Genomic DNA, 26,937 nt, shown 5'->3' on the forward strand with positions numbered 1-26,937 from the left:
GCGGCGGGCATCGCCTGAAGCGGGCTGCGGGCAATCTGAAGCATGAAATACATTTCGAGCATGGCGTCGTGTGTCTCCCAATCGCGCTGCACAAATGGGACATACGTCGGTTGGGAAGAAGTCCTCCGGTGGGAAGGCTGCCATGCAGGATAGATGCACCTGCATGTTTCTCGGCCTTGCTCCCGGTCTGCCTCTCAGGCAGGCAGCCGGGCGGCATCCTCGGCCAGCAGGTTGGCCGACACCACCACCAGATCGAGAAAGCAGCGGGCGCGCAGCGACATCCATTGGGTGTCGGGATAGACGGCGTGCAGCGGCAGCGCCGGCACGGTGAATTCCGGCAGCACCACCTCCATCTCGCCGCGCCGGATCGCCTCCGTGGCGCACCATGCCGGCAGGATGGCGACGCCGAGATGCTGCAGCACCGCCTGCTTCATCGCGTCCGCATCGTCGACCACCAGCGATCCGGCGATCTCGACCACATGCCGGCCGAGCTCGGATTCGAACGCCCATTGGCCGGCGGGGGACAGCCGGGCGTAGCCGATGCAGCTGAGGTTCTTCAGGTCGCCCGGCAGTTGCGGCAGCGGGTGCCGGCGCAGATAGGTCGGCGTCGCCACCAGGAAGCGACGCACCGTGCCGATGCGCCGCGCCTTCAGTGAACTCGATTCCAGCCGTCCGATTCGCAGCGCCAGCTCGATGCCGTCCTCGACCAGATCGACATTGCGCTCGCTGAAGCGGACATCGACCTTCACGTCCGGATAGGCGCGCAGATATTGCTCGATCACCGGCATGATGTAGTGCCGCCCGAACGAGGTCGGCACGCCGAGCCGCAGCGTGCCGGTCGGCCCGGCCGGGGCTTCGGCGACGCTGGCGCGCGCGGTCTCGATGCAGCTCAGCGCCTGCCGGGCCAGATCATAGATGCGGTGCGCCTCCCGGGTCGGCGTCAGCTTCCGGGTGTTGCGCATGAACAGCTGCGTGCCGAATTCGCGCTCCAGCACGGCGATGCGCTTGCTGACGGCGGGCTGGCCGAGGCCGAGATCCCGCGCCGCGCTGGAGAAGCTGCCGCCTTCCATCACCTTCACGAACGCTCGGAGACAGTCGAGCCGATCCATGATCCATTCCTGCTAGGAACAGATCATATCCTGTTCATTCCCTAGACGAGCGTCAAGCAGCCTCCTAGGCTCACAGCACAAAAAACAAAACGATCCAGGGAGGCTGACGTGAAACGGGAAATCGGAATCATCGGGGCCGGTGTCGGTGGTTTGCATCTGGCTTTGTATCTGAACAAGCATGGCGTCGACGCGACGGTCATCACCGACCGCGAACCGCACGCCTATCGCGACGCTCAACTAATCAACACGGTCGCGCATCATCACGTGACGCTGGCGCGCGAGGCCTATCTCGGCATCGATCAGTGGTCGAAGCCGGAGCTGTCCTACACGCACCACAATCACTTCTTCAATTTTCCGGAGCCGCTGGAATTCCGCGGCGACTTCTCCAAGCCGAGCCGCGCGGTCGACTACCGCCTCTATCTGCCGGTGCTGATGGACGAGTTCATGCGGCGCGGCGGCAATATCGAGTTTCGCCGCATCGAGGAAGACGACATCGCCGGCCTGGTCGATCGCTTCGACCTGCTCGTGGTATCGACCGGCAAAGGCGGCTTTGGCCAGTTGTTTCCGTTCCGGCCCGATCTCACGCCGTTCGCGCAGCCGCAGCGCCGGCTCTGCGTCGGTCTGTACAAGGGCGTAAAGAACGCCGAGCCGATGAACGTCACGCTGTCGGTGTCGCCCGGCCACGGCGAGATGATCGTGATCCCGACCGTCACGTTCGACGGCATCGCCACGGCGCTGCTGATGGAGAACGTGCCGGGCGGCGATCTCGAAGAACTGGCGACGCTCAACTACGCGCAGGATCGCACGCGCTTTCTGCAGACGCTGCTCGCCAAGCTCGAGAAGCATCACCCGACCACGTACGACCGCATCGATCCGGCGCGGTTCGATCTCGCCCAGCCGCAGGATCTGCTGCAAGGCGGCGTGGTGCCGACGGTGCGCTCGACCACGGTCGAATTCCCCGGCGGCAAATGCGCGATCGCGCTCGGCGACGTGCATTCGGTGGTCGATCCGATGATGGGGCAGGGCGCCAACATGGCGTCCTACGCGGCCTTCGTGCTCGGCGAGGAGATCGTGAGCAGCGACGTGTTCGACGTTCGCTTCTGCGAGAAGGTCGATCTGAAGCGGCAGGACCGCGTCCTCGCCGCGTCGCGCTGGACCAACATGATGCTGGCGCCGCCATCGCCCGAGATGGGCGAGTTGCTCGGCACCATGGGCCACAACAAGGCGCTGGCCGACGAATTTACCGAGAACTTCAACTATCCGGAGAAGCAGTGGGATCGCATCTCGACTCCGCAGCGCATCCGGGCCTGGATCGACCGCACCAGCGCCGATCATGCTGCGCAGCCGCAGGCGGCGTAAAGAAAATACATCGTCATGCCCGGCCTTGTGCCGGGCATCCACGAATTGCAGCGTCCGCTGCAAGTAAGGCGTGGATGGCCGGGACGAGCCCGGCCATGACGAGGGGAGAGAATACGCGGCCAAAGCCGAGGAGCCTAAGTATGCATTGCCTGACTGTACTGTACCCCACGCCGGATGATCCTGCCGCCTTCAAGAGCTACTACGTCAAAACTCATGTGCCGCTAGCCAAGCAATTGCCCGGGTTGCGCTCATGTTCGTTCGGCTTCCCCGCAGCGCTCGGGCCGGGTGACGCGCCGTTCTGCATCTTCCAGGCGCTGTTCGACAGTGCTGAGGCGATGGGGCAGGCGTTGCAGTCGGACATCGGGCGAAAGGTCGCTTCCGACGTGCCGAACTACTCGCCCAAGGGCGCGCAGCTGCTGCACTACGCAGTGGAGGGCTGAGATGAAGCCGGTCGATCCGGCGCAGTTCCGGGCGGCGGCGTCGCGCTTCGCCACCGGAGTGACGGTGATCACCGCGCTGGATGCGGCCGGCGACATCTGCGGCATGACGGTAAACAGTTTCGTCACCGTCGGTCTGGCGCCGCCGACCGTGCTGTTCCTGGCGCGGCCGGGGCGGACGCGCGACGCGATCGCCGCGAGCGGCCGCTACGGCGTCAACGTGCTGCCGGACTCCGCGGTGGCGCTGTCGCGCCATTTCGCCGGAAAGCCCGATCCCGGTCTCGATCTGCACTATGAATGGACCGACGGCCTGCCGCGCCTAGCGGGTTGCCTGGCGTTCTTCGCCTGCAACGTCGTGCGGCCGATCGAGCTCGGCGATCATGCTATGCTGATCGCCGAAGTCACCGCCTGCGATCATCGCGACAGCGCGCCGCTGGTGTTCTTCGGCAGCCGCTATCACGCCGGCGCGGGTGCGCCGGCGCTAGTGGATTGAGTCACGCGGCCGCGCGGCGCCGATGACGCCGCGCAGTCCATCGCAACTGGCTCAGCCGTGCAGCTTGATCGCGGTCTCGGCGACGACCTTGCCCTGATAGCGCGCGCCGGCGAGTTCGTTCTCGCTCGGCTGGCGCGAGCCGTCGCCGCCCGTAATCGTGGTGGCACCATAGGGCGCGCCGCCGGTGACCTCGTCGAGCTTCATCTGGCCGCCGAAGCCGTAGTTGAGGCCGACGATCACCATGCCGAAGTGCAGCAGGTTGGTGATGATCGAGAACAGCGTGGTCTCCTGGCCGCCGTGCTGGGTCGCGGTCGAGGTGAAGGCGGCGCCGACCTTGCCGTTCAGCGCGCCCTTCGCCCACAGGCCGCCGGCCTGATCGAGGAAGTTCGCCATCTGTGACGCCATGCGGCCGAAGCGGGTGCCGGTGCCGACGATGATGGCGTCGTAATTGGCGAGGTCGTCGATGGTGGCGACCGGCGCGGCCTGGTCGAGCTTGTAGTACGAGGCCTTGGCGACGTCCGGCGGCACCAACTCGGGCACGCGCTTGATGTCGACCTGCGCGCCGGTCGACCGCGCGCCCTCGGCGACCGCGTTCGCCATGGTTTCGATGTGACCGTAAGCCGAGTAGTAGAGGACGAGAACCTTAGCCATGATGAGTCTCCTGTTGGCTAGTTGAGTGATTTTGGAAAAAGGTCGTCATGGCCGGGCTTGACCCGCCTGCGGGGCCGAAGCCCCCTTCGGCGCGGCGAAGGCCCGGCCATCCATCTTCTTCGCGAGAGAGTTCTTCGAAGGAGATGGATGCGCGGGTCGAGCCCGCGCATGACGTGGTGGGTGTGGCGGCGGCCGTGCGTTACGCCGCGTCGACCAGCACGACCTCGGCGTCTTCGAGAGCGGTGATGGTCAGCTTGGCCTCGTTGCTGATCGCGGCGCCGTCGCGGGCGTCGACTTTGACGCCGTTGACTTCGACGCTGCCGACCGCCGGCACCAGGTAAAGATGCCGTGCCGTGTCGGTGTCGTAGGCGGCGGTCTCGCCGGCCTTCAGCGTGGTGGCCAGCACCCGCGCGTTGGCGCGGATCGGCAACGCATCGTTATCGCCCTTGATGCCTGACGCGATGGTGACGAGCTTGCCGGAGCGATCCGACTTCGGGAACGGCTCCGATCCCCAGGTCGGCTGACCACCCGAACCCGTCGGCTCGATCCAGATCTGGAAGATCCGGGTCGTTTGCGGCTCGAGATTGTACTCCGAGTGGCGGACGCCGGAGCCCGCGCTCATCACCTGGACGTCGCCGGCTTCGGTGCGGCCGCGATTGCCCATCGAGTCCTCGTGGGTGATGGCGCCGTCCCGCACATAGGTGATGATCTCCATGTCGCGGTGCGGATGCGGCGGGAAGCCGGTGTCCGGGGCGATCTCGTCGTCGTTCCAGACCCGCAGCGCGCCATGGCCCATGTTGTTGGGGTCGTAGTAGCTGGCGAACGAGAAGTGGTGGCGGGCCTTGAGCCAGCCGTGGTCGGCACCGCCGAGCTTATTGAAAGGGCGGAGTTCGATCATGTGACGTCTCCTTTGAGGTGGCGCCGAAGCGCCGGTGAAGTGTTGGGAGACTGGATAAGACCTTCGGCTTAGTGCATAAATAGAAATGATCGAAACTCATTGTTTCCAAATTTGATCCTCATGGAGGCGCATTATGGCCGGGCTGCCGGATTTCGAAGCGCTGGCGATCTTCGCCAAGGTGGTCGAGCTGCGCTCCTTTGCGGCGGCGGCGGCCGAATTGGCGCTGTCCAAGGCGACGGTCTCGAAAGCCGTGACGCGGCTGGAAACGCGGCTCGGCGCACGGTTGTTCAACCGAACCTCGCGCCGGCTGGCGCTGACCGACGCCGGCCATCGGCTGGCCGAGCGCGCCGCGCAGCTCCTTGCCGATGGCGAGGCGGCCGAGAGCGAGGCGTTGGCGCAATCGGCAGCGCCGCGCGGCCTGGTGCGGCTCGCGGTGCCGATGACCTTCGGCGTCAAGGTGATCGCACCGCTGCTGCCGGACTTCCTCGCCATGTATCCGGAAGTCTCGGTCGATCTGCATCTGTCCGACGCGATGGTCGACCTGATCGGCGAGGGCTTCGACGCCGGCGTGCGTATCGCCACGCTGCCGGATTCCTCGCTGGTTGCGCGGCGGCTGTGCGCGATGCCGCGCTACACGGTGGCGGCCAGGAGTTATCTCGAACGCCACGGAAGGCCGACGCATCCGATGCAACTCGCCGATCATCGCTGTCTCGGCTACGCCTATCTGTCGACGCCGAATACCTGGCACTACACCAACGCCACCGGCGAGCAGGCGGTGGTGCGCCCGTCGGGGCCGCTTCGCGTCAACAACGGCGAAGCGCTGCTACCAGCGGCTATCGCGGGTCTCGGGATCGCCGATCTGCCGGAGTTCATCGTCGGCGACGCGATTGCGGCGGGTGAGGTCGAAGTCATTCTAGCGGGCTGGCACCAGCGCGAGAGCGCGGTGCATCTGGTGATGCCGCCTGGAGGGCCACGGCCGGCGCGCGTCGAGGTGCTGTCGGACTTTCTGGCGCAGCGTCTCGGGCGCAAAGGCCGCAACGCGCGGCGCAATTCGCCCCCGCCCGATGCTACTGCAGATTGACGTTGAACTCGTAGGCCTTGTCGGGCCCGACCAGCGTGAACTTCAGCAGCGCGCCGGCGGGATTGGCGCCGGAGGGCAGCCCGTCGAGCGCGAAGCGGAAGCGCTTGATGCCGGGCGGTGCGCCCTCGACCTGTGTCGGCACCGGGAGCGCCCATTCGGGTGTCGGTCCCTCGACAAACAACGCGACCTTGGCGCTCTCGGGTGCGACGACATCGACGCGCACGTCCTTGTCGCCGATGCGCTCGACGTCGCGGATCGTCACCGGATTGGGATCGCCGACATTGGCCGGCACCGGCACGCTGTCGAGCGCTGCGGACAGCACGCTGTCCTGCGTGCTGGCGACGCTGACGAAAGGCAATTCGGGCTGCGCCTGCACCGGCACGCACAGATTGTCGCAAACGGCGTAATCGATACTGGCTCGCAGCGTCACCGGCTTGTCGGGATTCTTCGTCACGATGCGCAGCGGCAGCACCACGTGTTTCTTGTAGCCGATCGAAATTCCGCCGGCGCCATCGGGAAACGCACTCGGCGCCGGCCATAGGATGGTCACCGCTTCGATGTTGTCCGATTTGCTGAAATCGATCCGCGGCGGCACCCCGGAATCTCCCGGGGTGCGCCAATATGTCTTCCACCCGGGAGAGAGCTGCATTTCGATGCCGCCGAGCAGCACCGCGCCGCTGCGCGATCCGGCAAGGAGGCGCACGGAGGAGTGATCCTCGCTGATCCAGGCGGAGGCGTCCTCGGCCTGCGCGACGCCCAGCATGGTGAGGACGAACAGGGCGGCGAGGACCAGGCGGGTCGGAACGTTTGCGGTCATCTGACGTATGTACCGATGGCTGAAGGGGCAAAACCATTGAATTGCCCGTGATGCGACCAATGCGTGTGGGGCAGGTGGTTGATTGACAGGATCGGCCCCCGATATCAGACTGATGATGCAACGCGAGGATCCCCTGATGGAGACCGAATCCAAACGGCCCAAAGCTGGGGTCGGCGCGAGCAAGCCGGGCGGCGACAAGAGCGGCGCCGGCAAGTCCGACATCGGCAACCCTCCTGCGCGCAAAACTCCGGCGAGGAAGCGCGCCGGCGCTCGGGCGTCCGGTGCGGCGAAGAAGATGGGCGGGCAAAGCCAAGATTTTCTCGAAGGCTATCTCGACGGGCGGCTGCTGATCGCCATGCCGGTGATGGAGGACGAGCGCTTTGCGCGTTCGGTGATTTACATCTGCGCGCATTCATCGGAAGGCGCCATGGGAATCATCGTCAATCGTCCGGCGGGTAGCATCGATTTCCCCGAACTGCTGGTGCAACTCGACATCGTCAAGGACGCCGAACAGATCAAACTGCCGGACCAGGCTGAATCGATGAAGGTACTCCGCGGTGGTCCGGTCGAGACCGGACGCGGCTTCGTGCTTCACTCGAGTGACTTCTTCATTCAGGATGCCACATTGCCGATCGATGACGGCATTTGTCTGACTGCGACAGTCGATATTCTCAAGGCGATTGCCGGCGGCACCGGCCCCAAGCACGCCATCCTGGCGCTGGGCTACGCCGGCTGGGCTCCCGGGCAGCTCGAGAACGAAATCCAGGACAACGGCTGGCTGCACTGCGACGCCGACGCCGACCTGATCTTCGGCGACGACATCGAAGACAAATACACCCGCGCGTTGGGCAAGCTCGGCATTGAGCCGGGGATGTTGTCGGCCGAGGCTGGGCACGCCTAAGCCCCACGCCTCGGCGTCATCGCCCGCGAAGGCGGGCAACCCAGTATGCCGGGGCCTGTGTTACTTCGTCACGAACTCACCGCCGTACTGGATCCCCCGCATGCGCGGGGGGATGACGGCTTTGGGTGTGGCGACGCGGTGGCTCGTCGCAATTACCGCATATTGCAATCTGCATGAGTCGGCTGAAGCCGGCCTCAGCTCGCCGCTTCCAGCAGCTCGTAGGGTGGGCAAAGCGAAGCGTGCCCACGATGGCGTCTCTGTCTTCGAAGCGAACAAGTCGTGGGCACGGCGCTTCGCGCCTTTGCCCACCCTACGCTCCGCAATTTACGAGTGTGATCCGCCTCAGCTCGCCGCTTCCAGCCTTTGCTCTTCGGCCAGCATACGCATCGCGGCGTCGGCGTCCATCGGTTCGCCGAAGGCGAAGCCCTGGGCGTATTCGCAGCCGAGCTGATACAGCTCCACCGCATCCGAATCCGTCTCGGCGCCTTCGGCGACGACGTCCATACCGAGGTCGTGCGCCAGCGCGATGATCGATTTGAGGATCACCGGGCGGGTGCCGCGGCTGGTGGTGCGGACGAACGACTGGTCGATCTTGATGGTGTCGAACGGGAAGCGCTGCAGATAGCTCAGCGACGAATGGCCGGTGCCGAAATCGTCCAGCGACAGGCCGCAGCCGAGTTCGCGGATCCGCTGCAGCATCTGCGCGGCTTGTTCGGGATTCTCCATCACCAGCGACTCGGTGAGTTCGAGCTTCAGCGTGCCGCGCGCGATGGAGGAGCGTGCCAGCACGGTGCGGACGTCGTTGATCAGATCGTGGCGCAGGATCTGCCGCGACGAGACGTTGACTGAAGCGAAGATCGGCTCGCGCGCCCGCATCGCACGCTGCCAGATCGCGAGCTGTTTGGCGGTCTGGTCGAGCACGAAGGTGCCGAGTTCGACGATCAGGCCGATCTCTTCGGCGATGGTGATGAATTCGATCGGCGACATGCGGCCGAGCTTGGGATGATCCCAACGCGCCAGCGCTTCGAAGCCGGCGACCGAACGATCCTCCAGCCGGACGATCGGCTGATACAGGATGGTGATTTCCTGGCGCTCGATGGCGCGGCGCAGCTCGGATTCCAGCGTCAGGCGGTCCGACTTTCGCGCCCGCATCGCCGGCTTGTAGACGTCGATGCGGTCGCCGCCGATCCGCTTCGAATGATACATCGCCAGTTCGGCGTCCTTGATGATCTCGTCGGACAGCTGGGTCTGCGGATCGCTGAGCGCGAGGCCGATCGATGCGGTGAGGAAGATCTCGCGATTGTTGAAGGCGATCGGCGCCTTGATGGTCTTGCGGATGGTCTCGGCGAAGGCGGTGATTTTGGTGGGGTCCTGCTCCGACAGCAGGATCAGACCGAACTGATCGCCGGCGATGCGTGCCAGCGTATCTTGCGGCTTGAGGATGCGGGTCAGCCGCCGCGCGAGAGTCAGCAGGATCGAGTCACCGACCGCGATGCCGACCGAATCGTTGACCTGTTTGAAGCGGTCGAGATCGATCACCATCAGGGTGGGGCGCAGCGTCGGCATCGACTTGGCGAAGTTCGCCACCGCACCGAGCCGGTCCATGAACAGCTTGCGGTTGGGCAGGCCGGTGAGATTGTCGTGCACGCTGTCGTGCAGCATGCGCTCTTCGGCGTTCTTGATCTCGGTGACGTCGGTCAGCGTGCCGACCACCCGGGTGACTTCGCCGTCGGAGCCGACCACCGGGCGCGCCTTCAGCGAAAACCACATGAAGTGGCCGTCCGGCGTACGCAGCCGGAAGTCCTGATTGAGCCGTCCGCGGCGCTGATCGAGCACGCTGTCGAGCGCGGCGCGGAAGCGATCCTGATCGAGCGGATGCAGCACCTCGAGCCAGCTCGCCGCCGAGCCTTCCAGCGCGCCGCGCTTGAGACCGAGCAGCGCTTCCGTCTCGGGGCTGGTGAACACCTTGTCGGCCGAAACGTCCCAGTCCCAGATCAGATCGCCGGAGCCGATCAGTGCCAGTGCACGGCGCTCGACGTCGGATACCACGCCCCCAGCAGCGCCGCTGCCCGCAAAGGCGTGCTGCATCACGGTGAAGCCGATCAGCATCACGATCAGCACCAGACCGCCGAGCAGGGCCGGTCCGGCAATGTCGTTGGTGACATAGCCGCCGACCGCCATGCCGGACGCCACCACCCAGACCAAAAGCAGGAACCAGGTCGGGATCAGCAGCACCGCGCGGTCGAAGCCGTGGGTGGACAAGTAAACGATCAACCCGAAGCCGGCGAAGGCGATCAGCACCAGCGACATCCGGGCGATGCCCGACGCGACCGCTGGATCGAACAGCGCCAGCGCTACCAGCGAGCCGAGGAAGGCGAGCCAGCCGAGCGTGATGTGCGAGTAGCGGACGTGCCAGCGACTGAGATTGAGATAGGCGAACAGGAATACCAAGAGCGTCGCCGCCAGGATGGCTTCGCCCGACGCGCGCCACACCCGCTCGGCGCCCGACGACATGTCCAGCACCTTGCCCCAGAAGCCGAAGTCGATGCCGATATAGACCAGCACCGCCCAGGCCAGCGCGGCGGCGGCCGGAAACATGATGCTGCCCTTGACGACGAACAGGATCGTCAGCACCAGCGCCAGCAGGCCCGAGATGCCGATCACGATGCCCTGGTACAAGGTGAAGGAGTTGACCTTGTCCTTGTAGGCCTCGGGCTCCCACAAATAGAGCTGCGGCAGCTTGTCGGTGCGTAGTTCGGCCACGAAGGTGATGACCGAGCCGGGGTCGAGCGTGACGCGGAAGATGTCGGCGGTCGCGGAATCCTGCCGCTCGGGTCGGTCGCCGGTCGAGGGCGTGATCGTGGCGATGCGGGACAGGCCGAGGTCGGGCCAGAACAGGCCGGAGCCGACCATGCGATAATGCGGCGCGACGATCAGGCGGTCGAGCTGATCGTCGGTGTTGTTGGCGAGCGCGAACACCACCCAGTTCTGGCCGCCTTCGCGGGCGCGCACTTCGACGCGGCGGACGATGCCGTCATTGCCGGGCGCGGTCGATATCTGGACGCGGTCGTTGTCGCTGTGCAGATGCTCCAGCACGCCGGTGAGGTCGATCGCCGGCGCATCGCTGCGGACGCTGACGGCGTCCAGCGCGTGAGCCTGCGGGCCAGCCGCGATCATCATCACGCCCAGCGCGAGCAGCGCGAGGCCCCTGATCAGACGCAAGTTGGTTCTCCGCGTTCGCGACGATCCAGCAGCGGCGCCCCCGCGCCTGCCGGACGACGGATCAATGACATGAAACGACGGAAAAACATAGACTTTGCAACGGGCCCGTGACTCAGGCCGTCAACACAATTTTGCCAATATGTTGGCTGGTCTCCATCCGCCGGTGCGCCTCCGCGGCGTCCTTGAGCGGGAAGGTGCCGTCGATCAGCGGCTTGATACGTCCTTCGTTCAAGAGCGGCATCACTTTGGCTTCGATCGCCGCCACCATCGCGGCCTTGTCGGCATTGCTGCGCGGCCGCAGCGTCGACCCGGTGTGGTGCAGACGCTTGATCATCAGCTTGGTGAAGTTGATGTTCGTCTTGGCGCCGCCCAGGAAGGCGATCTGGACGATGCGGCCGTCCATCGCGGCAGCCTCGTAGTTGCGCTCGATATAGTCGCCGCCGACCATGTCGAGGATGACGTCGGCACCCTTGCCACCGGTGGCTTCCTTGGTGGCCGCGACGAAGTCCTCGGTCTTGTAGTTGATGGCGCGGATCGCGCCGAGCTTGAGGCAGGCTTCGGCCTTGTCCTGCGAGCCGACGGTGGTGATCACCTGGGCGCCGAGTGCGACCGCGAGCTGGATCGCCATGGTGCCGATGCCGGACGAGCCGCCATGCACCAGCAGCGTCTCGCCGCTCTTCAGGCCGCCGCGTTCGAACACGTTATGCCACACCGTCATCAATGTTTCGGGCGTAGCGCCGGCTTCATTCATCGAATAAGCCGCCGGCACCTTCATGGCCTGGCCGTCTTGGGCGATGCAATATTCGGCGTAGCCTCCGCCGGCGACCAGCGACATCACCTTGTCGCCGACTTTGTGCCGCGTCGCACCTTCGCCGACCGCGACCACTTCACCGGCGATTTCGAGGCCCGGCAGATCGCTGGCGCCGGGCGGCGGCGGGTAGCTGCCGGAGCGTTGTGCCACATCGGGACGGTTGACGCCGGCCGCCGCGACCTTGACCAGGATCTCGCCAGGACCGGGCTTCGGCACGGCGCGGGTCTCGGGCAGCAACACCTCCGGTCCGCCCGGTTTGCTGATCGCCACCACGGTCATTTGCGAGGGCACGGGTTCCATGATTTGTCCTTGGCTGGCGATACGGCAGGTGTATTGAGGGACCCCAGTGATTAGACAGCCGGGGCTCGGCTGGCAACCGCGGCGAGGGGACGATGGCGATCGAGGACGACGACCAGCCGAACAAGAAGATCAGCCACGAGATCGGGCAGGACCTGTCGCTGCTGTCCGTCGAAGAGCTCGATCAGCGTATCGCGCTGATGCGCACCGAGATTACCCGGCTGGAAACGGCCGTGACCATGAAGCGCGCCACCCGCGCGGCGGCTGATCGGATCTTCAAGGCTTGATATTTCGCCGCTGGCCGAGACGTGCGTTGTACCAAGTCGGGACAGCGCCGCGAGCCGCTTTGCTGCCGCGCGGATTGCTCAATCAAACGTCAATAACATCGCTCATTTACGCGTAATTAAGCTTTCCGGCTTATTACTGTGGATGTCCATCTTTGGACCGAGTGGCTCCTGTCCACTCTGTTTTGACGCCTCCCTGTTATCAACTTTAAAGCCGCCGGCAACGGCGGCTCTTTTTTGTCTGGTCGTATCCCCGTCATAGTTTGGTCACCGCCCGCCGGAATCATCGCGCAGGCCGCGTTAACCTTTGCGCGCGTGTCCGCTGGACTCGCCGGCTTGGCCGCGTAATGATTTATTCATCATAAGCCGGCCCGCGATCGCGACAGACGATCCCGACAGACCGGCGGCGTAACCGGTAGCGTGAGGCGTGTGATGATGTCGGATGTGGCGCAGGGCGACACCGCCCTTGTGGTGCTCAGCGAGCGGCTGACGAATTCGGCCGCGTTCGGCGCTCTGTTTCGCGAGGGCATGGACCTCGTCGAAGAAACGGCCGCTTATCTCGATGGTGCCGGTCGCGCCGAAGCCAAGACGCTGGATCGCGCCGTCAGCCTCACCTACGCGACCGAGAGCATGCGACTGACCACGCGACTGATGCAACTGGCCTCCTGGCTGTTGTTGCATCGTGCCGTCAAGGAAGGCGAGATGACGCTGGTCCAGGCCAATCGCGAAAAGAGCAAGGTCAAGCTCACCGCCGCCGATCCCGGCGCTGCCGACATACTGGAGAAACTGCCTGAGCAGCTTCAGGCGCTGATTGCGCGCTCGATGAGCTTGCAGTCGCGCGTCCGCCGCCTCGACTCGACGCTGCATACCCCGCCGGCCGAACGTGCCTCGATCGGCAATCCGCTGGTGCCGCAGCTCAACATGCTCAAAGCCGCCTTCGAGCGCTGAGCCGTCGCATAAGCTCTCAAGATCAAGTCCATAAACGAAAAACGCCCCGGTCTGGCCGGGGCGTTTTTGTTTCTGACGGGCAGCGCCGCGGGCGCGCGCCGATCAATCTTTCTTGAGGAAGCCCGAGAACTTCTTCTGGAAGCGCGACACACGGCCGCCGCGGTCGAGCACCTGCTGAGTGCCACCGGTCCAGGCCGGATGCGACTTCGGGTCGATGTCGAGGTTCAGCTTGTCGCCTTCCTTGCCCCAGGTGGAGCGGGTCTGATACTCGGTGCCATCCGTCATCACGACGGTAATGGTATGATAATTCGGGTGAATTTCGGCCTTCATAGCTGATCCTGTGCGCGCGAGAGCGCCATGCGTCGCGGAAATGTCGGGGCGAAGTTGGCGGCTCTATATCGCAGCCGGCCCTGGGAAACAAGGTCTTCTGCTTCTCCGCCCATCCCGATACCGCATTGTCCCGGATTTGCCAGTCGCAGCCCACCGTCCTATTGGGGACGCGCTGGAAGCTTTCTAAGTGACATCGACGATCAACCGGCAGTTCCGATGACATCCGACAAGCGGCAGACCACCGACTCTCAAGCCTCCCAGGCCTCGGCCATTGCGCTGTCGCTGGACGCGATCGCGGCGACCGAGAACGTCGGTCCGCGCACCGGCACGCTCCGCGCCGACGCCGGCCCGGGCGACGTCGAAGAGGTCGAGGCTGTCGTCAAGCGCAGCCGTCTCAAACCGCTGCTGGCGCTGGCCCCCTATGTGGGCCGCTATCGCGGTCGTGCCGCACTCGCCACCATCGCGCTCGTCGTTGCGGCGGTGACGACGCTGGTGGTGCCGATGGCGGTGCGCCGGCTGATCGATTTCGGTTTCAGCGCCGAAGGCATCGAACTGATCAATTCGTATTTCAGCGTCATGCTCGGCGTCGTCGCGGTGCTCGCGGTAGCCAGCGCGGCGCGTTACTATCTGGTGATGACCATCGGCGAGCGCATCGTTGCCGATGTCCGCCGCGACGTGTTCGCGCATCTCACCGCATTGTCGCCGTCGTTCTTCGACACCGCGCGTTCGGGCGAACTGATCTCGCGGCTGACCGCCGATACGACGCAGATCAAATCGGCGGTCGGCGCCTCGGTGTCGATCGCGCTGCGCAACATGCTGCTGTTCGTCGGCGCCATCGGCATGATGGTGGTGTCGAGTCCTCGCCTCTCCGGCTTCGTGCTGGCGGCGATCCCGCTGATCGTGATTCCGCTGGTGGCGTTCGGCCGCTGGGTGCGCAGGCTGTCGCGCAACGCGCAAGATACGCTGGCCGATGCGTCGGCCTTCGCCTCTGAACTCGTCGGCGCGATGCGCACCGTGCAGGCCTACACCAACGAGCGGGTCGCCAATGCGCGCTTCGGTGCCGAGGTCGAATGCTCCTACGAGGCCGCGCGCTCGTCGACGCAGGCGCGCGCGCTGCTCACCGCCATCATCATCTTCATCGTGTTCGCCAGCGTGGTGGCGATCCTGTGGGTCGGCTCGCACGACGTCGCCAGCGGCGCGATGACGCCGGGCCGGCTCGGCCAGTTCATCCTCTACGCCGCCTTCGCGGCCTCGAGCCTCGGCCAGCTCAGCGAAGTCTGGGGCGAAGTCTCGGCCGCCTCAGGCGCCGCCGAGCGGCTGTTCGAGATCCTGCGGGTCAAGCCGGACATCGCCGCACCCGTTGCGCCCAAGGCGCTGCCGGTGCCGGTGCGCGGCGAGGTGACGTTCGACAACGTCTCCTTCGTCTACCCCGGCCGCCCCGATCACCTCGCGCTGAACAATCTGTCGCTGTCGATCAAGGCGGGCGAGAAGGTCGCGATCGTCGGCCCGTCGGGCGCCGGCAAGTCGACGCTATTCCACCTGCTGCTGCGCTTCTACGATCCGAAGGCGGGCACGATCTCGTTCGACGGCGTGCCGGTCGCCGCTGTAGATCCGCGCGAGCTGCGCGAACGCATGGCATTGGTGCCGCAGGATTCGGTGATCTTCGCCGCCACGGCGCGCGACAACATCCGCTTCGGCCGCGACGATGCCGGCGACGCCGATGTCGAGCGTGCTGCCCAGCAGGCGCACGCCACCGAGTTCATCACTCGACTGCCTCAGCGGTTCGATACCAAGCTCGGCGAGCGCGGCGTCACGCTGTCCGGCGGCCAGCGCCAGCGCATCGCCATCGCCCGCGCCATCCTGCGGGACGCGCCGCTGCTGCTGCTCGACGAAGCCACCTCGGCGCTCGACGCCGAGAGCGAAGTCCTGGTGCAGACCGCACTGCAACAGGCGATGCGCTCGCGCACCACTCTGGTGATCGCCCACCGCCTCGCCACTGTCCTGTCCTGCGACCGCATCGTGGTGATGGACAACGGCCGCATCGTCGAACAAGGCACCCACGCCCAACTCGTCGCCCGCGGGGGGCTGTACGCAAGGCTGGCGAAGCTGCAGTTCGAGGCGGCGTAGGCGTTACTTGCTGCGCGATGGCTCGTCGTCATCACGAGCTGCATGCCGCACTGCGTGGATAATGATCTCGTCCACGCCGACCTCGTAGAAAATCGAGTACGGGTAGGGCGTCGTCAGAGCGCGGCGGATCGTGGGGTCGTCTGTTCGTGCCCCAATACGTGGATGTTTTTGTAGTAGTGTTGTCACAGCTCGAATGCGCACCTGTACACGCCGCGCACCTTGTGGCGAATGTTCTGCAACATAGTCGAGAATGGAAGCCAGATCGGTGAGCGCCGGGCTGGTATAACGCAGCCTCACAGCCCGTGCTTGGCCCAGATCGCGCGGACTTCGTCGTCGGTGGCGAAGTCGCCCTGCGCGGCTGCGGCTTTGGAGCGAGCGATTGCCGTGCGCTCTTCGTCCGACAGCGCGATGATTGCGTCATCGCTGCCGGCAAGTTGCAGCACCACGCGCGCGATGTCGTCCTGCGTTTCGGCAGGCAGATTGCGAGCGGCTTCCAAAGCCTGGTCGAGCAATGCTGTCATGACAGCAATATAGCCTCTTCCGATTGGCTTCGGAAGGTCACGGCCGCCAGCGCATGTTCAGCACCGGCCTCCCAGAGCTGTTCACTTCCTCGCCGGTTACCTCGAAGCCGCTGCGGTCGTAGAATTTGATGGCGCGGTGGTTGTCGGCGTTGACCTTGAGGGTGACTTCTCGCGGCGATAGGCGCTTGGCCTCGTCGACCAGGGCTTGCGCCAGGCCGGTGCCCCATTGCTCGGGGCCGACGACGAGCTGATCGAGATAGCCGGTGCCGTCGATGGTCACGAAGCCGGTCAGCGCGCCGTCCTGCTCGGCGACAACGATCGACGTCTGCGGCACCAGCTCATCGCGCCAGCGCTCGCGCCACCAGTCGACGCGCTTGGTGAAGTCGATCGCCGGATAAGCGAGCTGCCAGGTGCGCAGCCAGAGGTCGATGGCGGCGTCTTCGTCGGCGGGCGCGTAGGGGCGGAGGGTGAAGGAAGCGGTCATCCAGGCACATCGTCATGCCCGGACTTGATCCGGGCATCCATCATCTTTCGGAAGAGTCTCTCGCGATGGATGGCCGGGTCAAGCCCGGCCATGACGCCGCGCGACCGGCATCCTCACCGCTCCGTCAGCTTCAGTTCTATCCGGCGGTTGCGCTTGTAGGCGTCTTCGGTGTTGCCGGGGTCGAGCGGCTGGAATTCGGCGAAGCCGGCGGCGAGCAGGCGCTGCGGCGGGACGCCGAGCGTGATCAGATATTGCACCACCGCGATGGCGCGGGCGCTCGACAGCTCCCAGTTCGACTTGAAAGCGCCGGTGATCGGCCGCTTGTCGGTGTGGCCGTCGACACGGATGACCCAGGGAATTTCGTCAGGGATCTTCTTGCCGATCTCAAGCAGCGCCTGCGCCACCTTGTCGAGTTCGGCGCGGCCTTCTGGCAGCAGCACGGCCTGGCCGGTGTCGAAGAACACTTCGGATTGAAACACGAAGCGGTCGCCGACGATGCGGATGTCGGGCCGGTCGCCGAGGATTTCGCGCAGGCGGCCGAAGAACTCCGAGCGATAGCGCGACAACTCCTGGACGCGCTGCGCCAGCGCGACGTTGAGGCGCTGGCCGAGGTCGGCGATGCGGCTTTGCGATTCCTTGCCGCGCTTCTCCGAGGCGTCGAGCGCGTCTTCCAGCGCGGCAAGCTGGCGGCGTAGCGCGGCGATCTGCTGGTTCAGCACCTCGACCTGCGCCAGCGCCCGCGCCGAGATTTGCTTCTCCGAATCCAGCGCCTTACCGAGTTCGCCGGCGCGGCCGGCAGCATCATTGCCGGCGCCGGCAAGGCCATCGTACAGGCCTTTGACGCGGTCACGCTCGGCTTCGGCCGCCGACAGCCCGGCGCGCATCTGGCCGATCTGGCTTTCGAGATCGAGCTTGCCGAGCTTCTCCAGTGACAGCAGATCGTTGAGCTGGGCAATGCGGGCGTTGAGCTCCTGCAGCGCCTTGTCCTTGCCGGTGACTTCCTGGGACAGGAAGAACTGCACCACCAGGAACACGGTGAGCAGAAACACGATGCCGAGGATCAGCGTCGACAGCGCGTCGACAAAACCCGGCCAGTAATTGAACCCGGCCTCCTGCCGCCGCCCGCGCGCCAGAGCCATCAGCGGGCTCCTGTAAGTCGAGGCGCAGCGATCTGCACGGCGCGCTCCCTCGCCCCGCTCTTGCGGGGAGAGGGGTGGGGTGAGGGGCGACCCGGGCACTGGCTCTCGGCTGCGCGGAGACGCCCCCTCACCCGACCGGCTTCGCTGCGCTTCGCCGGTCGACCTCTCCCCGCGCGCGGGGAGAGGTTAGACAGTGCGCGCTGAGAGAGCACCGCCATCAGCTCTTCTCCGGCTGCTTGACCAGTACCGTCAGCAGTTCCTTGATCTCGCGGTTCTGTTCGCCCTGGGCGTCGGCCCATTCGCGGATCATCTGCTGCTCGGCGCGCATGTGGGCGACGAGGCTCTGGATGGCTTCGGCCAGATTGGCCATCGCGGTGGTGGTGGCGCGGTTGGCGCCGCCGTCTTCCAGCGTGAGCCGTAGCCGCTCGAGGGCGTTCTGCAGCTCGGCCGAGCCTGCGGCTTCGCCATCCGGGCCAGAGCCGCGCACCGTCGAGGCCAGCCAGTCTTCGAGGTCGGTGTAGAACCGGTTCTGGGCTTGGCTGGACTGCAGGTCGAGAAACCCGAGGATCAGCGAGCCGGCGAGTCCGAACAGCGACGACGAGAACGAGATGCCCATGCCGCCGAGCGGCGCGGCGAGGCCTTCCTTCAGCGTATCGAACAGCGAGCCGGCATCGCCTGTCACCTTCAGATTGCCGATCACCGCCCCGATCGAGCCGACGGTCTCGATCAGGCCCCAGAACGTGCCGAGCAGGCCGAGGAAGACCAAGAGCCCCGTCATGTAGCGCGAGATGTCGCGGGCTTCGTCGAGCCGGGTGGCGATCGAGTCGAGCAGATGCCGCATGATCTGCGGCGAGATCGCAATGCGGCCACTACGTTCGCCGCCGAGGATCGCGGCCATCGGCGCAAGCAGCCGCGGCCGGCGCTCGAGCGCGAGGCCGGGATCGGCGATGCGGAAGTTGTTGACCCAGGCGACCTCGGGATACAGCCGGATGACCTGGCGGAAGGCCAGGATGATGCCGATCGCCAGCACCGCGCAGATCAGCGCGTTGAGCCCGGGATTGGCGAGGAACGCCGCCACAACCTGCTTGTACAGCACCACGACGATCAGCGCGCCGAGCACCAGAAACACCAGCATCCGCACCAGAAAGATACGCGGTGACGACAGCTTGCTGAGTTCGATCTCCATCGCCTGACGAGGGGAGGGGCCTGCAGCCATCGCGTTCTTGATCTCCGGTTTGCCGGGAGCGGCGCTTTCACCCAATATGGCACAGTGCGCCGCGGAAAAAAGCCGCGGCTGAGCTTTTCCGCATCGTGCCTACAGGAACCTGCGGCCGAAACGTCTGCGGTTGCCGCGCGTATATTCGGTACTGGCGGTTGAACTTCGATGGTGGTTCGATGACGGTTTCGTTTTTGCTGGGTCTGGTCGGCATCGCGCTGGCGCTGTCGGTGCTGATGGCGGGCGCCTGGGTGGTGCAGCAGAGAACCGGCAATTCCGGCTGGGTCGACACCATCTGGACGTTCTCGCTGGGGCTCACCGGCGCCGCCTCGGCGCTGTGGCCGATCGACGGCGGCGCACCGGCGCGGCAATGGCTGGTCGCCGTGCTGGTGGCGGGCTGGTCGGTGCGGCTCGGCTCGCACATCGCCGCGCGCACCCGCCACATCACCGACGACCCGCGCTACGCAGCCTATGCGGCGCAGTGGGGTGCGGATGTGCGCAAGAAGATGTTCTGGTTTCTGCAGAACCAGGCTTACGGCAGCATCCCTTTGGTGTTCGCCATCTTCGTCGCCGCGCATGTGCCGGTCGCCGGGCTGCGGCTGCAGGACGTCATCGGCGCGGCGATCCTGGCGGCGGGCATCGCCGGCGAGGGGCTGGCGGACGCGCAGCTCACGGCGTTCCGCGCCGATCCGGCCAACAAGGGCAAAGTGTGCGACGCCGGTCTGTGGGGCTGGTCGCGGCATCCCAACTACTTTTTCGAATGGTTCTGCTGGCTGGCCTATCCGGTGATCGCCATTCCGTTCGCCGACCCGCTGTCCTACGGCTGGGGCTACGCGGCACTGCTGGCGCCGATCTTCATGTACTGGATCCTGGTCCACGTCACCGGCGTGCCGCCTCTGGAAGAGCAGATGCTGAAGTCGCGCGGCGAGCGCTATAAGGCTTATCAGGCAAGGACCAGCGCGTTCTTCCCGCTGCCGCCGCGGCGGTAGTGAGCTCGATCGCCGACGGCGGTCTTGCGCGCCGCCCGGCATCGCGTCAGTAATTCCATTATCATGAGTCTCGTCTCGACATTGATCGACACCGCCGAGCGGCTGCCCTTGCCGGACGCGGTGATCCGTGTGGCGATCCGCTCGCTGTGCGCGCGCACCGCCGCCAAGATGGCGCAAGGCAACGAGCAGGCCGACGCCGCCTTCGCGCGCGAGCTTGCCGCGCGGCCGATCGCCGAGCATACCGACGCGGCCAATACCCAACACTACGAAGTGCCGGCGGAGTTTTTCGCCCAGGTGCTGGGGCCGAACCGCAAATACTCGTCATGCTACTACCGAACCGACGAGACGACTCTGGCGCAGGCCGAGGACGACGCGCTGCAGATCACCATGCAGCACGCCGACCTGCGCGACGGCCAGTCGGTCCTCGAACTGGGCTGCGGCTGGGGCTCGCTGTCGTTGGCGATGGCGCGGCAGTATCCGTATGCGCAGATCCTGTCGGTGTCGAACTCGGCGTCGCAGCGCGAATATATCGAGGCACAGGCGGCGGCACGTAATCTGACCAATCTGCGCGTCGTCACCGCCGACATGAACGTGTTCGAGCCGCACGCGCAGTTCGACCGCGTCGTTTCGGTGGAGATGTTCGAGCATATGATGAACTGGCGCAAGCTGCTGACGCTGGTCCGCGGCTGGCTCAAGCCCGGTGGCTTGTTCTTCATGCACATCTTCAGTCATCGCTCCGGCGCCTATCTGTTCGATCGCGCCGACCGCGAGGACTGGATCGCTCAGCATTTCTTCACCGGCGGCGTGATGCCGAGTCATAAGCTGATCCGGCAGTACGCGGATCTGTTCACGATCGACGAGCAATGGCGCTGGAGCGGCCGGCACTATCAGCGCACGGCCGAGGATTGGCTGACGAATTTCGACGAGCACTGCGATGCGATCGAAGAGATTCTGCGCCCGGTCTACGGCGACGACACCGCGCTGTGGATGCGGCGCTGGCGCTGGTTCTTCCTCGCCACCTCCGGCCTGTTCGGCTACGCGGACGGCGACGAGTGGGGTGTCAGCCACTACAGATTGAAGCCGGTTGCCGCTCCGGCGCGGCACTGAGTCGCGGTCTCGCGTTCTCCGTAATCTTCCTGAGTTGTGCGGAGCGCCCGTCGCACGCCGGGCCGTGGTGGGTTCCGCCGCGCGGATCGCTTCACTTAACGATCAACTAACTACCCGAACTAATCGGGCCGATCACATCCCCGTAAAATTGATCCGACGCAATGCCGACGCGGCGGCTTTCCCTATTTTACCTCCCGCTACGAAACACAACGAGGTGTGATCGTGTATCTTGATTCAGTCGGGTCGCTGGTGCTGTTCATGGCCTGCGGGGTGGGCCCGGTGCTCATTGCCTATCTGATCTGGGACGACCTTTGGCACCAGTTCGTGCCGCGTCCGCAGCCCGAACCGGTGGCGCCGATCGCCACCAAGCCGGCCGCTGCACGGCGCTACGGCTGGTTGGCCTGGTCCTGAATGGACCTTTGTTCGAGCCGGCGTCGTGCCGGCCGAGCCTCAACTCTCTCACCATCGCATCCAGGCTCGCGACAACGGGCGGATGCTAACAGCGAGGACGATGCCTTGACGATTGTTGCATTGATCGCGGCGATCTACGTACTGGTCGGACTGATCGGTGTGGTGGCTCTGATCGCCGGCGGCCGCGAAGCGGTCGCCCAGACGGCGCAGTGGAAGCGCTTCGACGAAGCCCACTATTGGGACGACAGCGCCGAAGACTGGCGGCCGCACGACCACCACGGTTCGCAGACCGCCGCCGCCTGATCGCGGCGCGAAGCTCATCGACGACAAAGGCCCGGGCCAATCAGCCCGGGCCTTTTGATTCGTCCGGAGCTTCATCGGCTGCATCGGCGACGTATTCGAGAATGTCGCCCGGCTGACATTGTAGCACCGAACAGATCCGCGTCAGCGTGTCGAAGCGGATGCCCTTGACCTTGCCGGATTTGAGCAGCGAAACGTTCTGCTCGGTGATGCCGATGCGCTCGGCGAGCTCCTTCGAGCGCATCTTGCGCCGCGCCAGCATCACGTCGAGATTGACGATGATCGGCATCGCTTAGACGAAGCTCGCATTCTCGTCCGCGATCCGCGTCGCCTCGCGCATCACCGCGGCGACCGCGATCAGCACGCCGCCGACGATCACCGAGACGTAGTCGTTGCTGGAGAAGGTCAGCACCAGAAGGCGCTTGCCGGCGGGGTTGCCGAGCGACAGCGCCAAGGCCAAAGCCGTCGCGGTGAGCGGGCCGAGCGCGCCCTGCGCCAGCACGGCGATGCCGAAGCGCTTGAGATGGCTTGCCGCCGCCGCGGTGAACACCCGGCCGCGCGCGAATTCGCCGAACAGGGCGCGGACGTTGAGCAGCCCCCACAGCATCACCACGACCGGCACCGCGATGATGATCGCTGCCACTGCCTGATTACCGGCATCGAGCGGCAGATGTCCGCCGATCTCGCCGAGCCTGGCAAGCAGCAGATTGCGGGCCCAGCTCGGGACGACAAAGGCGGCGCCGACCAGTCCGACGATTAGAACGATGCCGATGGTCGTCACCCACTCCATGGCGCGCGACAGCCGCACGAGCTTCGCCGCTGCCGGCCCCGCCAAGCCGGCCGGGGCGCTCAACGAACCCGCTTGCATTCTAAAGCTCCATCATCTATTTCGCGATTGAATTATCGTAGAACGTTAATTTATCATCGTCAAGGTAGGTGCCGTGATGCCTCGTACCGTCTCGCTTCGATGTCTTTTCCTTGTCGCTGGGGCTCTGTTGCTGGCCGCGCTGCCAGGCTGCAGCTCCGTCCCGGTGACCTCGATGGTCAAGCTCGCCCGCACGGATCTGTCGGCTACTGATCCGGCTGTTCTGCGCATCGCCGTCCGGTTGCCGCAGGGCCTGCGACCGCGCCGCGTCACGCTGCGGATCAGTATCGCCGTCGGTGCCGACAGGCGTGAACAGGCTTTCGTGCTGGCTGATGCCGACGAGGCAGCCGAACTGCTGTCACTGGCGGGCGAAGTGACGAGCGGCACGGCGATTTACGTCTTCCGGATCGCGCCGGCGGATGTATCGCGGCTGGTCGCTATTCGCGAGGAACTGGCCGCCCACAAGGCCAAGGGCGAACGCGGCTCGCTGACGCTCGGCGTCGGTGCCGAAGCCTGCCGCACCGGAGCGCTGCCGGCCGAGACGCTGATCACCACCTACCTGAAGACGGAGAAGACCGGCGACTTCTTCCCGCTGACCCGCGATGTCGATCTGCGCAAAGACCTGCCGAAAGAAGCCGCGCCGGAGCATATCCCGGTGTGCACCTGACCTCACCTCTCCCCGCGCGCGGGGAGAGGTCGACGCGCATCGTTAGATGCGCGGCGGGTGAGGGGGCGCCTCCGCGAGGCTGAGTGGTTGTTAGTTCCGAAAATAGAATAGCCATCCGCGCTCGGCCGCATGGAAATGCCCCCTCATCCCACCCTTCTCCCCGCGCGCGGGGAGAAGGAGCAGGGCATGGAAGGAGCTTCTCAGCTCTTCGGACAGGTCGGTGGCGTATCATCCGACCACTCCGGCGCGGCTAGTTCGATGCCGTCGATGCCGAGCAGGCCGATGGCGCGGAGTGCCATGTGGTCGATCATCTCGCTGATCGTTGCCGGGCGTTGGTAGAACGCTGGCGACAGCGGCGCCACGATGGCGCCGATCTCCGTCCCCTGTGCCATCAAGCGGAAATGGCCGAGATGCAGCGGGGTCTCGCGCAGCAGCAGCACCAGTTGCCGCCGCTCTTGAGCTGCACGTCGGCAGCGCGGAACAAAAAATGTTCGAGAATGCCCGCGGCGATCGCCGACAGCGTTTTCAACGAGCACGGCGCCACGATCATGCCTGCGGTGCGGAACGAGCCCGAGGCGATGCTGGCGCCGATATCTTCAAGCGCGTGGCGATAGTCGGCGAGGTCGGTGACGTATTCCAGCGCCCGAGGACCGACTTCGTGAGCGATGGTGCGCTCCGCCGCCTTGGAGACCACGAGATGCACTTCGCAGCCGGTAGTGGCGAGCAGTTCGACGATGCGCACGCCGACAGCTGCGCCCGAGGCGCCGCTGATGCCGACCACGACGCGTAGCGGCGTCGTCATCGGATGTGCCTGCGCAGGTTCTGCGCATGGCCGAGCGACGGATCGAGCCCGAGGCTCGACCACATCGCGTCCACCCGCGCCACCACGTCCTGATCCATCTTCAGCACCGTGCCCCATTCGCGCTCGGTCTCGGTGCCGATCTTGTTGGTGGCGTCGATGCCCAATTTGCCGCCGAGGCCGGATTTCGGCGAGGCGAAGTCCAGATAATCGATCGGCGTATCACTGATCGGCATCATGTCGCGCGAGGTGTCGGCGCGCGTCGACACCGCCCACATCACATCGGCCCAGTCACGGACGTTGACGTCATCGTCGACGATGATCAGCAGCTTGGTGTAGCTGAACTGCGGCAGCATCGACCACAACCCCATCATCAGTCGTCGCGCCTGGCCCGGATAGCGCTTCTTGATCGAAGCGACCGCGATCCGGTACGAGCACGCTTCCGGCGGCAGCCACAGATCGACGATCTCGGGAAACTGCCGCCGCGCCACCGGCAGGAACACGTCGTTGAAGGCTTCGCCGAGCCGCGACGGCTCGTCGGGCGGCCGGCCCGTGAAGGTCGACAGATAGATCGGATGCCGCCGCATGGTGATCGCGGTGATGCGCATCACCGGGAAATCGTCGACCGCGTTGTAGTAGCCGGTATGGTCGCCATAGGGGCCTTCCGGCGCGGTCTCGGTCGGTGACACGAAGCCTTCGAGCACGATCTCGGCGTCGGCCGGCACGTGCAGCGGGATGGTGGCGCACGGCATCAGGTTCGGCCGCTCCCCGCCCAAGAGGCCGGCGAACTTGATCTCCGATACCGTCTCGGGCAGCGGCAGCACCGCGGACAGGATCATCGCCGGATCGGCACCGATCACCACCGCAACCGGCATCTCGCGGCCCTGCGCCTTCCATTGATGATGGTGCTTGGCGCCGCCGCGATGTGCCAGCCAGCGCATGATGACGCGGTCCTTGCCGAGCACCTGGATACGATAGACGCCGACATTGTCGTTGCCGTTGGTCCCGGGCGGCGGCTTGGTGAATACCAGCGGCCAAGTGATCAGCGGCGCCGGCTCGCCCGGCCACGGGATCTGGATCGGCAGGGCGCCGAGATCGACAGCGTCGCCGGTGAGCACGATTTCCTGCACCGGCGCGGTCTTGGCGATGCGTGGCCGCATCGCCAGCGCCGCCTTGGCCATCGGCAGCTTGCTCAGCGCGTCGGTGAGGCTTTGCGGCGGCGCCGGTTCGCGCATCTCGGCGAGCGCTTCGCCGAGCCGCGACAGGTTTTCCGGCACGATGCCGAGGCCCCATGCCACTCGCTCGACCGTGCCGAACAGATTGACCAGCATCGGCATCGCCGACGGCGTGCCGTCGGCCTTGACGGGATTTTCGATCAGCAGCGCCGGCCCGTTGGCGCCGAGCACGCGGCGATGGATTTCGGTCAGCTCGTGCACCACCGAAACCGGCTTTCGGATGCGGTGCAGCTGGCCGCGCGATTCCAGATAGGCGCTGAACGCGCGCAGGTCCGGAAACGGCGGTTTGACGCGGTTCAGCATGTGGTCTCCGTACGGACATATCTGGTCAGCACCTGTGGCGGGCGTCGTCTTTGATCAAGCGCAAAGAAGTACCGCCGGGGCCGGGCTACGCGGACTTCATCAACCAAGGTGGCCCATGCCGGTATCTGAATCACCCGTGTCGAGGCTGCCCGTGCCGCTTGCGCTCGCGACGCGGGTGCTGCCGCTGCTGCCGCTGCAAATTCTGCTCGGCATCTGCCTGCGAGAAATCCGCGCCCGGCATCCACGCATTTTCGATCGGCTCGGGCCGCACACCGCCAAGCGCTACGGCCTGGCGCCGACCGATTTGCCGATCGCTTTCGTGCTCGAGCCGCGGCGGATGAATCCGCGTGTCACGGTGGTGCGAACTCTGCCTGCCAACATCGATGCGCGCATCGCCGGCACACTGTCGGCGCTGATCGGGATGACCGACGGCTCCTACGACGGCGACGCGCTGTTCTTCTCGCGCGACATCGAAATAGACGGCGACATGGAAGCCGTGGTGGCGCTGCGCAACGCGATCGACGACTCCCGCGTCGATTTCCTGCACGAGTCGGTGGCCTGGTTCGGCCCGCTGGCGGCGCCGATCGAGCGCATCCTGCGCGGCATCGTCGGCGCCGAGTCTCGCACCCGCGACGACTCGGGCGTCGCAGTCGGAGGCAACACATGGAACTGATCTGTCCGGCGGGCACCCCCGCGGCGCTGCACGACGCGGTCGCGGCCGGCGCCGATGCTGTGTATTGCGGCTTCAACGACGAGACCAATGCGCGCAACTTTCCGGGGCTGAATTTCAGCCGCCAGGAAATGAAAGAGTCGATCGCGCACGCGCATCGCTACGGCACCAAGGTGCTGGTGGCGATCAACACCTTCGCACGCGCCGGCAATGTCGAGCTGTGGCGCCGTGCCGTCGATGATGCGGTCGATGCCGAGGCCGATGCGGTCATCCTCGCCGACGTCGGCATCATGGATTACTGCGCCAAGACGCATCCGGATCAACGCCTGCACGTCTCGGTGCAGGCCGCCGCCGCCAATCCGGACTCGATCCGATTTTACATCGACTGCTTCGGCGCCAAGCGCGTCGTGCTGCCGCGCGTGCTCAGCGTCCAGGAAATCGCCGCGATCACCCGCGAAGTCGATGC

General features: G+C 65.5%; 30 protein-coding genes and 1 pseudogene. 15 read left to right on the forward strand and 16 right to left on the reverse strand.

Annotated elements, in window-relative coordinates; genetic code table 11:
- Window positions 1–194: 194 nt before the first annotated feature.
- Window positions 195–1,109, reverse strand: a complete 915-nt coding sequence (locus I5M_RS08020; RefSeq protein ID WP_022720924.1) for a LysR family transcriptional regulator — start codon at window positions 1,107–1,109, stop codon at window positions 195–197.
- A gap of 108 nt (window positions 1,110–1,217) precedes the next feature.
- On the opposite strand from I5M_RS08020, the gene styA reads away from it, so the two are divergent.
- The 3 genes from styA (at window position 1,218) to I5M_RS08035 (ending at window position 3,398) form a co-directional block, all read left to right on the forward strand.
- Window positions 1,218–2,468 (forward strand): styrene monooxygenase subunit StyA, encoded by a 1,251-nt coding sequence (styA, locus tag I5M_RS08025; RefSeq protein ID WP_022720925.1) that lies wholly within the window; start codon window positions 1,218–1,220, stop codon window positions 2,466–2,468.
- A 140-nt stretch (window positions 2,469–2,608) separates the two neighbouring features.
- Entirely contained in the window at window positions 2,609–2,908 is a 300-nt protein-coding gene (locus I5M_RS08030; RefSeq protein ID WP_031335851.1) for an EthD family reductase, read from the forward strand.
- Between the two features lies 1 nt (window position 2,909).
- Window positions 2,910–3,398 carry a flavin reductase family protein gene (locus I5M_RS08035; protein ID WP_022720927.1) on the forward strand — a complete coding sequence of 163 codons (489 nt, stop codon included), beginning with the start codon at window positions 2,910–2,912 and terminating at the stop codon, window positions 3,396–3,398.
- Between the two features lie 51 nt (window positions 3,399–3,449).
- Here I5M_RS08035 and wrbA read toward each other — a convergent pair whose 3' ends face one another.
- Both wrbA and I5M_RS08045 read right to left on the reverse strand, forming a co-directional pair.
- The gene (gene wrbA / locus I5M_RS08040; protein ID WP_022720928.1) at window positions 3,450–4,049 is read right to left on the reverse strand and encodes an NAD(P)H:quinone oxidoreductase; all 600 of its coding nucleotides are present in this window, start codon (window positions 4,047–4,049) and stop codon (window positions 3,450–3,452) included.
- 199 nt (window positions 4,050–4,248) lie between these two features.
- The gene (locus I5M_RS08045) at window positions 4,249–4,947 is read right to left on the reverse strand and encodes a pirin family protein (RefSeq protein ID WP_022720929.1); all 699 of its coding nucleotides are present in this window, start codon (window positions 4,945–4,947) and stop codon (window positions 4,249–4,251) included.
- 133 nt (window positions 4,948–5,080) lie between these two features.
- Here I5M_RS08045 and I5M_RS08050 point away from each other — a divergent pair, with 133 nt between their 5' ends.
- Entirely contained in the window at window positions 5,081–6,028 is a 948-nt protein-coding gene (locus I5M_RS08050) for a LysR family transcriptional regulator (RefSeq protein ID WP_022720930.1), read from the forward strand.
- Here I5M_RS08050 and I5M_RS08055 read toward each other — a convergent pair.
- A complete protein-coding gene (locus I5M_RS08055) occupies window positions 6,015–6,845 on the reverse strand; it encodes a protein-disulfide reductase DsbD domain-containing protein (RefSeq protein WP_022720931.1) in 831 nt (276 codons plus the stop codon). The genes I5M_RS08050 and I5M_RS08055 overlap by 14 nt on opposite strands.
- Window positions 6,846–7,140: 295 nt before the next feature.
- Here I5M_RS08055 and I5M_RS08060 point away from each other — a divergent pair, with 295 nt between their 5' ends.
- Entirely contained in the window at window positions 7,141–7,746 is a 606-nt protein-coding gene (locus I5M_RS08060) for a YqgE/AlgH family protein (protein WP_051048686.1), read from the forward strand.
- 342 nt (window positions 7,747–8,088) lie between these two features.
- On the opposite strand, the gene I5M_RS08065 is transcribed toward I5M_RS08060, so the two are convergent.
- Window positions 8,089–10,968, reverse strand: a complete 2,880-nt coding sequence (locus I5M_RS08065) for an EAL domain-containing protein (RefSeq protein WP_022720933.1) — start codon at window positions 10,966–10,968, stop codon at window positions 8,089–8,091.
- Window positions 10,969–11,080: 112 nt separating this feature from the next.
- The gene (locus I5M_RS08070; RefSeq protein WP_022720934.1) at window positions 11,081–12,079 is read right to left on the reverse strand and encodes an NAD(P)H-quinone oxidoreductase; all 999 of its coding nucleotides are present in this window, start codon (window positions 12,077–12,079) and stop codon (window positions 11,081–11,083) included.
- Between the two features lie 92 nt (window positions 12,080–12,171).
- Between I5M_RS08070 and I5M_RS08075 the strand changes: the two genes are divergently transcribed.
- Together I5M_RS08075 and I5M_RS08080 are read left to right on the forward strand one after the other, a co-directional pair.
- On the forward strand, window positions 12,172–12,363 hold the full coding sequence (locus I5M_RS08075; protein ID WP_022720935.1) for a DUF1192 domain-containing protein: 192 nt from the start codon (window positions 12,172–12,174) through the stop codon (window positions 12,361–12,363).
- A 432-nt stretch (window positions 12,364–12,795) separates the two neighbouring features.
- A complete protein-coding gene (locus I5M_RS08080) occupies window positions 12,796–13,308 on the forward strand; it encodes a DUF1465 family protein (RefSeq protein WP_031335856.1) in 513 nt (170 codons plus the stop codon).
- 102 nt (window positions 13,309–13,410) lie between these two features.
- Here the strand turns inward: I5M_RS08080 and rpmE are convergent, their stop codons facing one another.
- Window positions 13,411–13,638 (reverse strand): 50S ribosomal protein L31, encoded by a 228-nt coding sequence (gene rpmE, locus I5M_RS08085; RefSeq protein WP_022720937.1) that lies wholly within the window; start codon window positions 13,636–13,638, stop codon window positions 13,411–13,413.
- Window positions 13,639–13,854: 216 nt separating this feature from the next.
- On the opposite strand from rpmE, the gene I5M_RS08090 reads away from it, so the two are divergent.
- Window positions 13,855–15,765 carry an ABC transporter transmembrane domain-containing protein gene (locus tag I5M_RS08090; RefSeq protein ID WP_022720938.1) on the forward strand — a complete coding sequence of 637 codons (1,911 nt, stop codon included), beginning with the start codon at window positions 13,855–13,857 and terminating at the stop codon, window positions 15,763–15,765.
- 3 nt (window positions 15,766–15,768) lie between these two features.
- On the opposite strand, the gene I5M_RS31270 is transcribed toward I5M_RS08090, so the two are convergent.
- The 5 genes from I5M_RS31270 to I5M_RS08110 all read right to left on the reverse strand — a co-directional run bounded on the left by I5M_RS31270 (window position 15,769) and on the right by I5M_RS08110 (window position 19,125).
- Window positions 15,769–16,062 carry a type II toxin-antitoxin system RelE/ParE family toxin gene (locus I5M_RS31270; protein WP_083909536.1) on the reverse strand — a complete coding sequence of 98 codons (294 nt, stop codon included), beginning with the start codon at window positions 16,060–16,062 and terminating at the stop codon, window positions 15,769–15,771.
- On the reverse strand, window positions 16,059–16,286 hold the full coding sequence (locus I5M_RS08095) for a hypothetical protein (protein ID WP_022720939.1): 228 nt from the start codon (window positions 16,284–16,286) through the stop codon (window positions 16,059–16,061). The genes I5M_RS31270 and I5M_RS08095 overlap by 4 nt, the downstream gene beginning before the upstream one ends.
- Window positions 16,287–16,323: 37 nt before the next feature.
- A complete protein-coding gene (locus tag I5M_RS08100) occupies window positions 16,324–16,770 on the reverse strand; it encodes a GNAT family N-acetyltransferase (protein ID WP_022720940.1) in 447 nt (148 codons plus the stop codon).
- 113 nt (window positions 16,771–16,883) lie between these two features.
- Window positions 16,884–17,909, reverse strand: a complete 1,026-nt coding sequence (locus I5M_RS08105) for a peptidoglycan -binding protein (RefSeq protein ID WP_022720941.1) — start codon at window positions 17,907–17,909, stop codon at window positions 16,884–16,886.
- Between the two features lie 217 nt (window positions 17,910–18,126).
- On the reverse strand, window positions 18,127–19,125 hold the full coding sequence (locus tag I5M_RS08110; protein ID WP_031335858.1) for a hypothetical protein: 999 nt from the start codon (window positions 19,123–19,125) through the stop codon (window positions 18,127–18,129).
- A gap of 179 nt (window positions 19,126–19,304) precedes the next feature.
- Here I5M_RS08110 and I5M_RS08115 point away from each other — a divergent pair, with 179 nt between their 5' ends.
- The 4 genes from I5M_RS08115 (at window position 19,305) to I5M_RS08130 (ending at window position 21,935) form a co-directional block, all read left to right on the forward strand.
- Window positions 19,305–20,114, forward strand: coding sequence for a DUF1295 domain-containing protein (locus tag I5M_RS08115; protein WP_022720943.1), 810 nt, complete (start codon window positions 19,305–19,307; stop codon window positions 20,112–20,114).
- A gap of 63 nt (window positions 20,115–20,177) precedes the next feature.
- Window positions 20,178–21,221 carry a cyclopropane-fatty-acyl-phospholipid synthase family protein gene (locus I5M_RS08120; protein WP_022720944.1) on the forward strand — a complete coding sequence of 348 codons (1,044 nt, stop codon included), beginning with the start codon at window positions 20,178–20,180 and terminating at the stop codon, window positions 21,219–21,221.
- A gap of 222 nt (window positions 21,222–21,443) precedes the next feature.
- A complete protein-coding gene (locus I5M_RS08125) occupies window positions 21,444–21,632 on the forward strand; it encodes a hypothetical protein (RefSeq protein ID WP_031335861.1) in 189 nt (62 codons plus the stop codon).
- A gap of 105 nt (window positions 21,633–21,737) precedes the next feature.
- Window positions 21,738–21,935, forward strand: coding sequence for a hypothetical protein (locus I5M_RS08130; protein WP_022720946.1), 198 nt, complete (start codon window positions 21,738–21,740; stop codon window positions 21,933–21,935).
- A 40-nt stretch (window positions 21,936–21,975) separates the two neighbouring features.
- Here I5M_RS08130 and I5M_RS08135 read toward each other — a convergent pair whose 3' ends face one another.
- Window positions 21,976–22,221, reverse strand: coding sequence for a helix-turn-helix transcriptional regulator (locus tag I5M_RS08135; protein ID WP_022720947.1), 246 nt, complete (start codon window positions 22,219–22,221; stop codon window positions 21,976–21,978).
- A gap of 3 nt (window positions 22,222–22,224) precedes the next feature.
- Window positions 22,225–22,800 (reverse strand): DUF2975 domain-containing protein, encoded by a 576-nt coding sequence (locus I5M_RS08140; protein WP_022720948.1) that lies wholly within the window; start codon window positions 22,798–22,800, stop codon window positions 22,225–22,227.
- A gap of 172 nt (window positions 22,801–22,972) precedes the next feature.
- Between I5M_RS08140 and I5M_RS08145 the strand changes: the two genes are divergently transcribed.
- Window positions 22,973–23,464 (forward strand): hypothetical protein, encoded by a 492-nt coding sequence (locus I5M_RS08145; RefSeq protein WP_244431954.1) that lies wholly within the window; start codon window positions 22,973–22,975, stop codon window positions 23,462–23,464.
- A gap of 200 nt (window positions 23,465–23,664) precedes the next feature.
- Here the strand turns inward: I5M_RS08145 and I5M_RS29360 are convergent.
- A pseudogene (locus tag I5M_RS29360) lies at window positions 23,665–24,266 on the reverse strand (UbiX family flavin prenyltransferase).
- A complete protein-coding gene (locus tag I5M_RS08155; RefSeq protein WP_022720950.1) occupies window positions 24,263–25,801 on the reverse strand; it encodes a UbiD family decarboxylase in 1,539 nt (512 codons plus the stop codon). Before I5M_RS08155 ends, I5M_RS29360 begins: the two are co-directional and overlap by 4 nt.
- A 115-nt stretch (window positions 25,802–25,916) precedes the next feature.
- Between I5M_RS08155 and I5M_RS08160 the strand changes: the two genes are divergently transcribed.
- Both I5M_RS08160 and I5M_RS08165 read left to right on the forward strand, forming a co-directional pair.
- A complete protein-coding gene (locus I5M_RS08160) occupies window positions 25,917–26,474 on the forward strand; it encodes an SCP2 domain-containing protein (RefSeq protein WP_022720951.1) in 558 nt (185 codons plus the stop codon).
- A partial coding sequence (locus tag I5M_RS08165; RefSeq protein WP_022720952.1) for a peptidase U32 family protein occupies window positions 26,465–26,937 on the forward strand: 473 nt, incomplete at its 3' end. The genes I5M_RS08160 and I5M_RS08165, both read left to right, overlap by 10 nt.

It is taken from the genome of Rhodopseudomonas sp. B29 (genome assembly GCF_000333455.1).
In the GTDB taxonomy this organism is placed as follows: domain Bacteria; phylum Pseudomonadota; class Alphaproteobacteria; order Rhizobiales; family Xanthobacteraceae; genus Rhodopseudomonas.

Excerpts from the sequence above, each read along its gene's own strand:
- I5M_RS08020 (WP_022720924.1), bottom strand. The coding sequence starts at position 1,109 with ATGGATCGGCTCGACTGTCTCCGAGCGTTCGTGAAGGTGATGGAAGGC.
- I5M_RS08030 (WP_031335851.1), top strand. The coding sequence starts at position 2,609 with ATGCATTGCCTGACTGTACTGTACCCCACGCCGGATGATCCTGCCGCC.
- I5M_RS08035 (WP_022720927.1), top strand. The coding sequence starts at position 2,910 with ATGAAGCCGGTCGATCCGGCGCAGTTCCGGGCGGCGGCGTCGCGCTTC.
- wrbA (WP_022720928.1), bottom strand. The coding sequence starts at position 4,049 with ATGGCTAAGGTTCTCGTCCTCTACTACTCGGCTTACGGTCACATCGAA.
- I5M_RS08045 (WP_022720929.1), bottom strand. The coding sequence starts at position 4,947 with ATGATCGAACTCCGCCCTTTCAATAAGCTCGGCGGTGCCGACCACGGC.
- I5M_RS08050 (WP_022720930.1), top strand. The coding sequence starts at position 5,081 with ATGGCCGGGCTGCCGGATTTCGAAGCGCTGGCGATCTTCGCCAAGGTG.
- I5M_RS08055 (WP_022720931.1), bottom strand. The coding sequence starts at position 6,845 with ATGACCGCAAACGTTCCGACCCGCCTGGTCCTCGCCGCCCTGTTCGTC.
- I5M_RS08060 (WP_051048686.1), top strand. The coding sequence starts at position 7,141 with ATGGGCGGGCAAAGCCAAGATTTTCTCGAAGGCTATCTCGACGGGCGG.
- I5M_RS08070 (WP_022720934.1), bottom strand. The coding sequence starts at position 12,079 with ATGGAACCCGTGCCCTCGCAAATGACCGTGGTGGCGATCAGCAAACCG.
- I5M_RS08075 (WP_022720935.1), top strand. The coding sequence starts at position 12,172 with ATGGCGATCGAGGACGACGACCAGCCGAACAAGAAGATCAGCCACGAG.
- I5M_RS08080 (WP_031335856.1), top strand. The coding sequence starts at position 12,796 with ATGTCGGATGTGGCGCAGGGCGACACCGCCCTTGTGGTGCTCAGCGAG.
- rpmE (WP_022720937.1), bottom strand. The coding sequence starts at position 13,638 with ATGAAGGCCGAAATTCACCCGAATTATCATACCATTACCGTCGTGATG.
- I5M_RS08090 (WP_022720938.1), top strand. The coding sequence starts at position 13,855 with ATGACATCCGACAAGCGGCAGACCACCGACTCTCAAGCCTCCCAGGCC.
- I5M_RS08095 (WP_022720939.1), bottom strand. The coding sequence starts at position 16,286 with ATGACAGCATTGCTCGACCAGGCTTTGGAAGCCGCTCGCAATCTGCCT.
- I5M_RS08100 (WP_022720940.1), bottom strand. The coding sequence starts at position 16,770 with ATGACCGCTTCCTTCACCCTCCGCCCCTACGCGCCCGCCGACGAAGAC.
- I5M_RS08105 (WP_022720941.1), bottom strand. The coding sequence starts at position 17,909 with ATGGCTCTGGCGCGCGGGCGGCGGCAGGAGGCCGGGTTCAATTACTGG.
- I5M_RS08110 (WP_031335858.1), bottom strand. The coding sequence starts at position 19,125 with ATGGCTGCAGGCCCCTCCCCTCGTCAGGCGATGGAGATCGAACTCAGC.
- I5M_RS08115 (WP_022720943.1), top strand. The coding sequence starts at position 19,305 with ATGACGGTTTCGTTTTTGCTGGGTCTGGTCGGCATCGCGCTGGCGCTG.
- I5M_RS08120 (WP_022720944.1), top strand. The coding sequence starts at position 20,178 with ATGAGTCTCGTCTCGACATTGATCGACACCGCCGAGCGGCTGCCCTTG.
- I5M_RS08135 (WP_022720947.1), bottom strand. The coding sequence starts at position 22,221 with ATGCCGATCATCGTCAATCTCGACGTGATGCTGGCGCGGCGCAAGATG.
- I5M_RS08140 (WP_022720948.1), bottom strand. The coding sequence starts at position 22,800 with ATGCAAGCGGGTTCGTTGAGCGCCCCGGCCGGCTTGGCGGGGCCGGCA.
- I5M_RS08145 (WP_244431954.1), top strand. The coding sequence starts at position 22,973 with ATGGTCAAGCTCGCCCGCACGGATCTGTCGGCTACTGATCCGGCTGTT.
- I5M_RS08155 (WP_022720950.1), bottom strand. The coding sequence starts at position 25,801 with ATGCTGAACCGCGTCAAACCGCCGTTTCCGGACCTGCGCGCGTTCAGC.
- I5M_RS08160 (WP_022720951.1), top strand. The coding sequence starts at position 25,917 with ATGCCGGTATCTGAATCACCCGTGTCGAGGCTGCCCGTGCCGCTTGCG.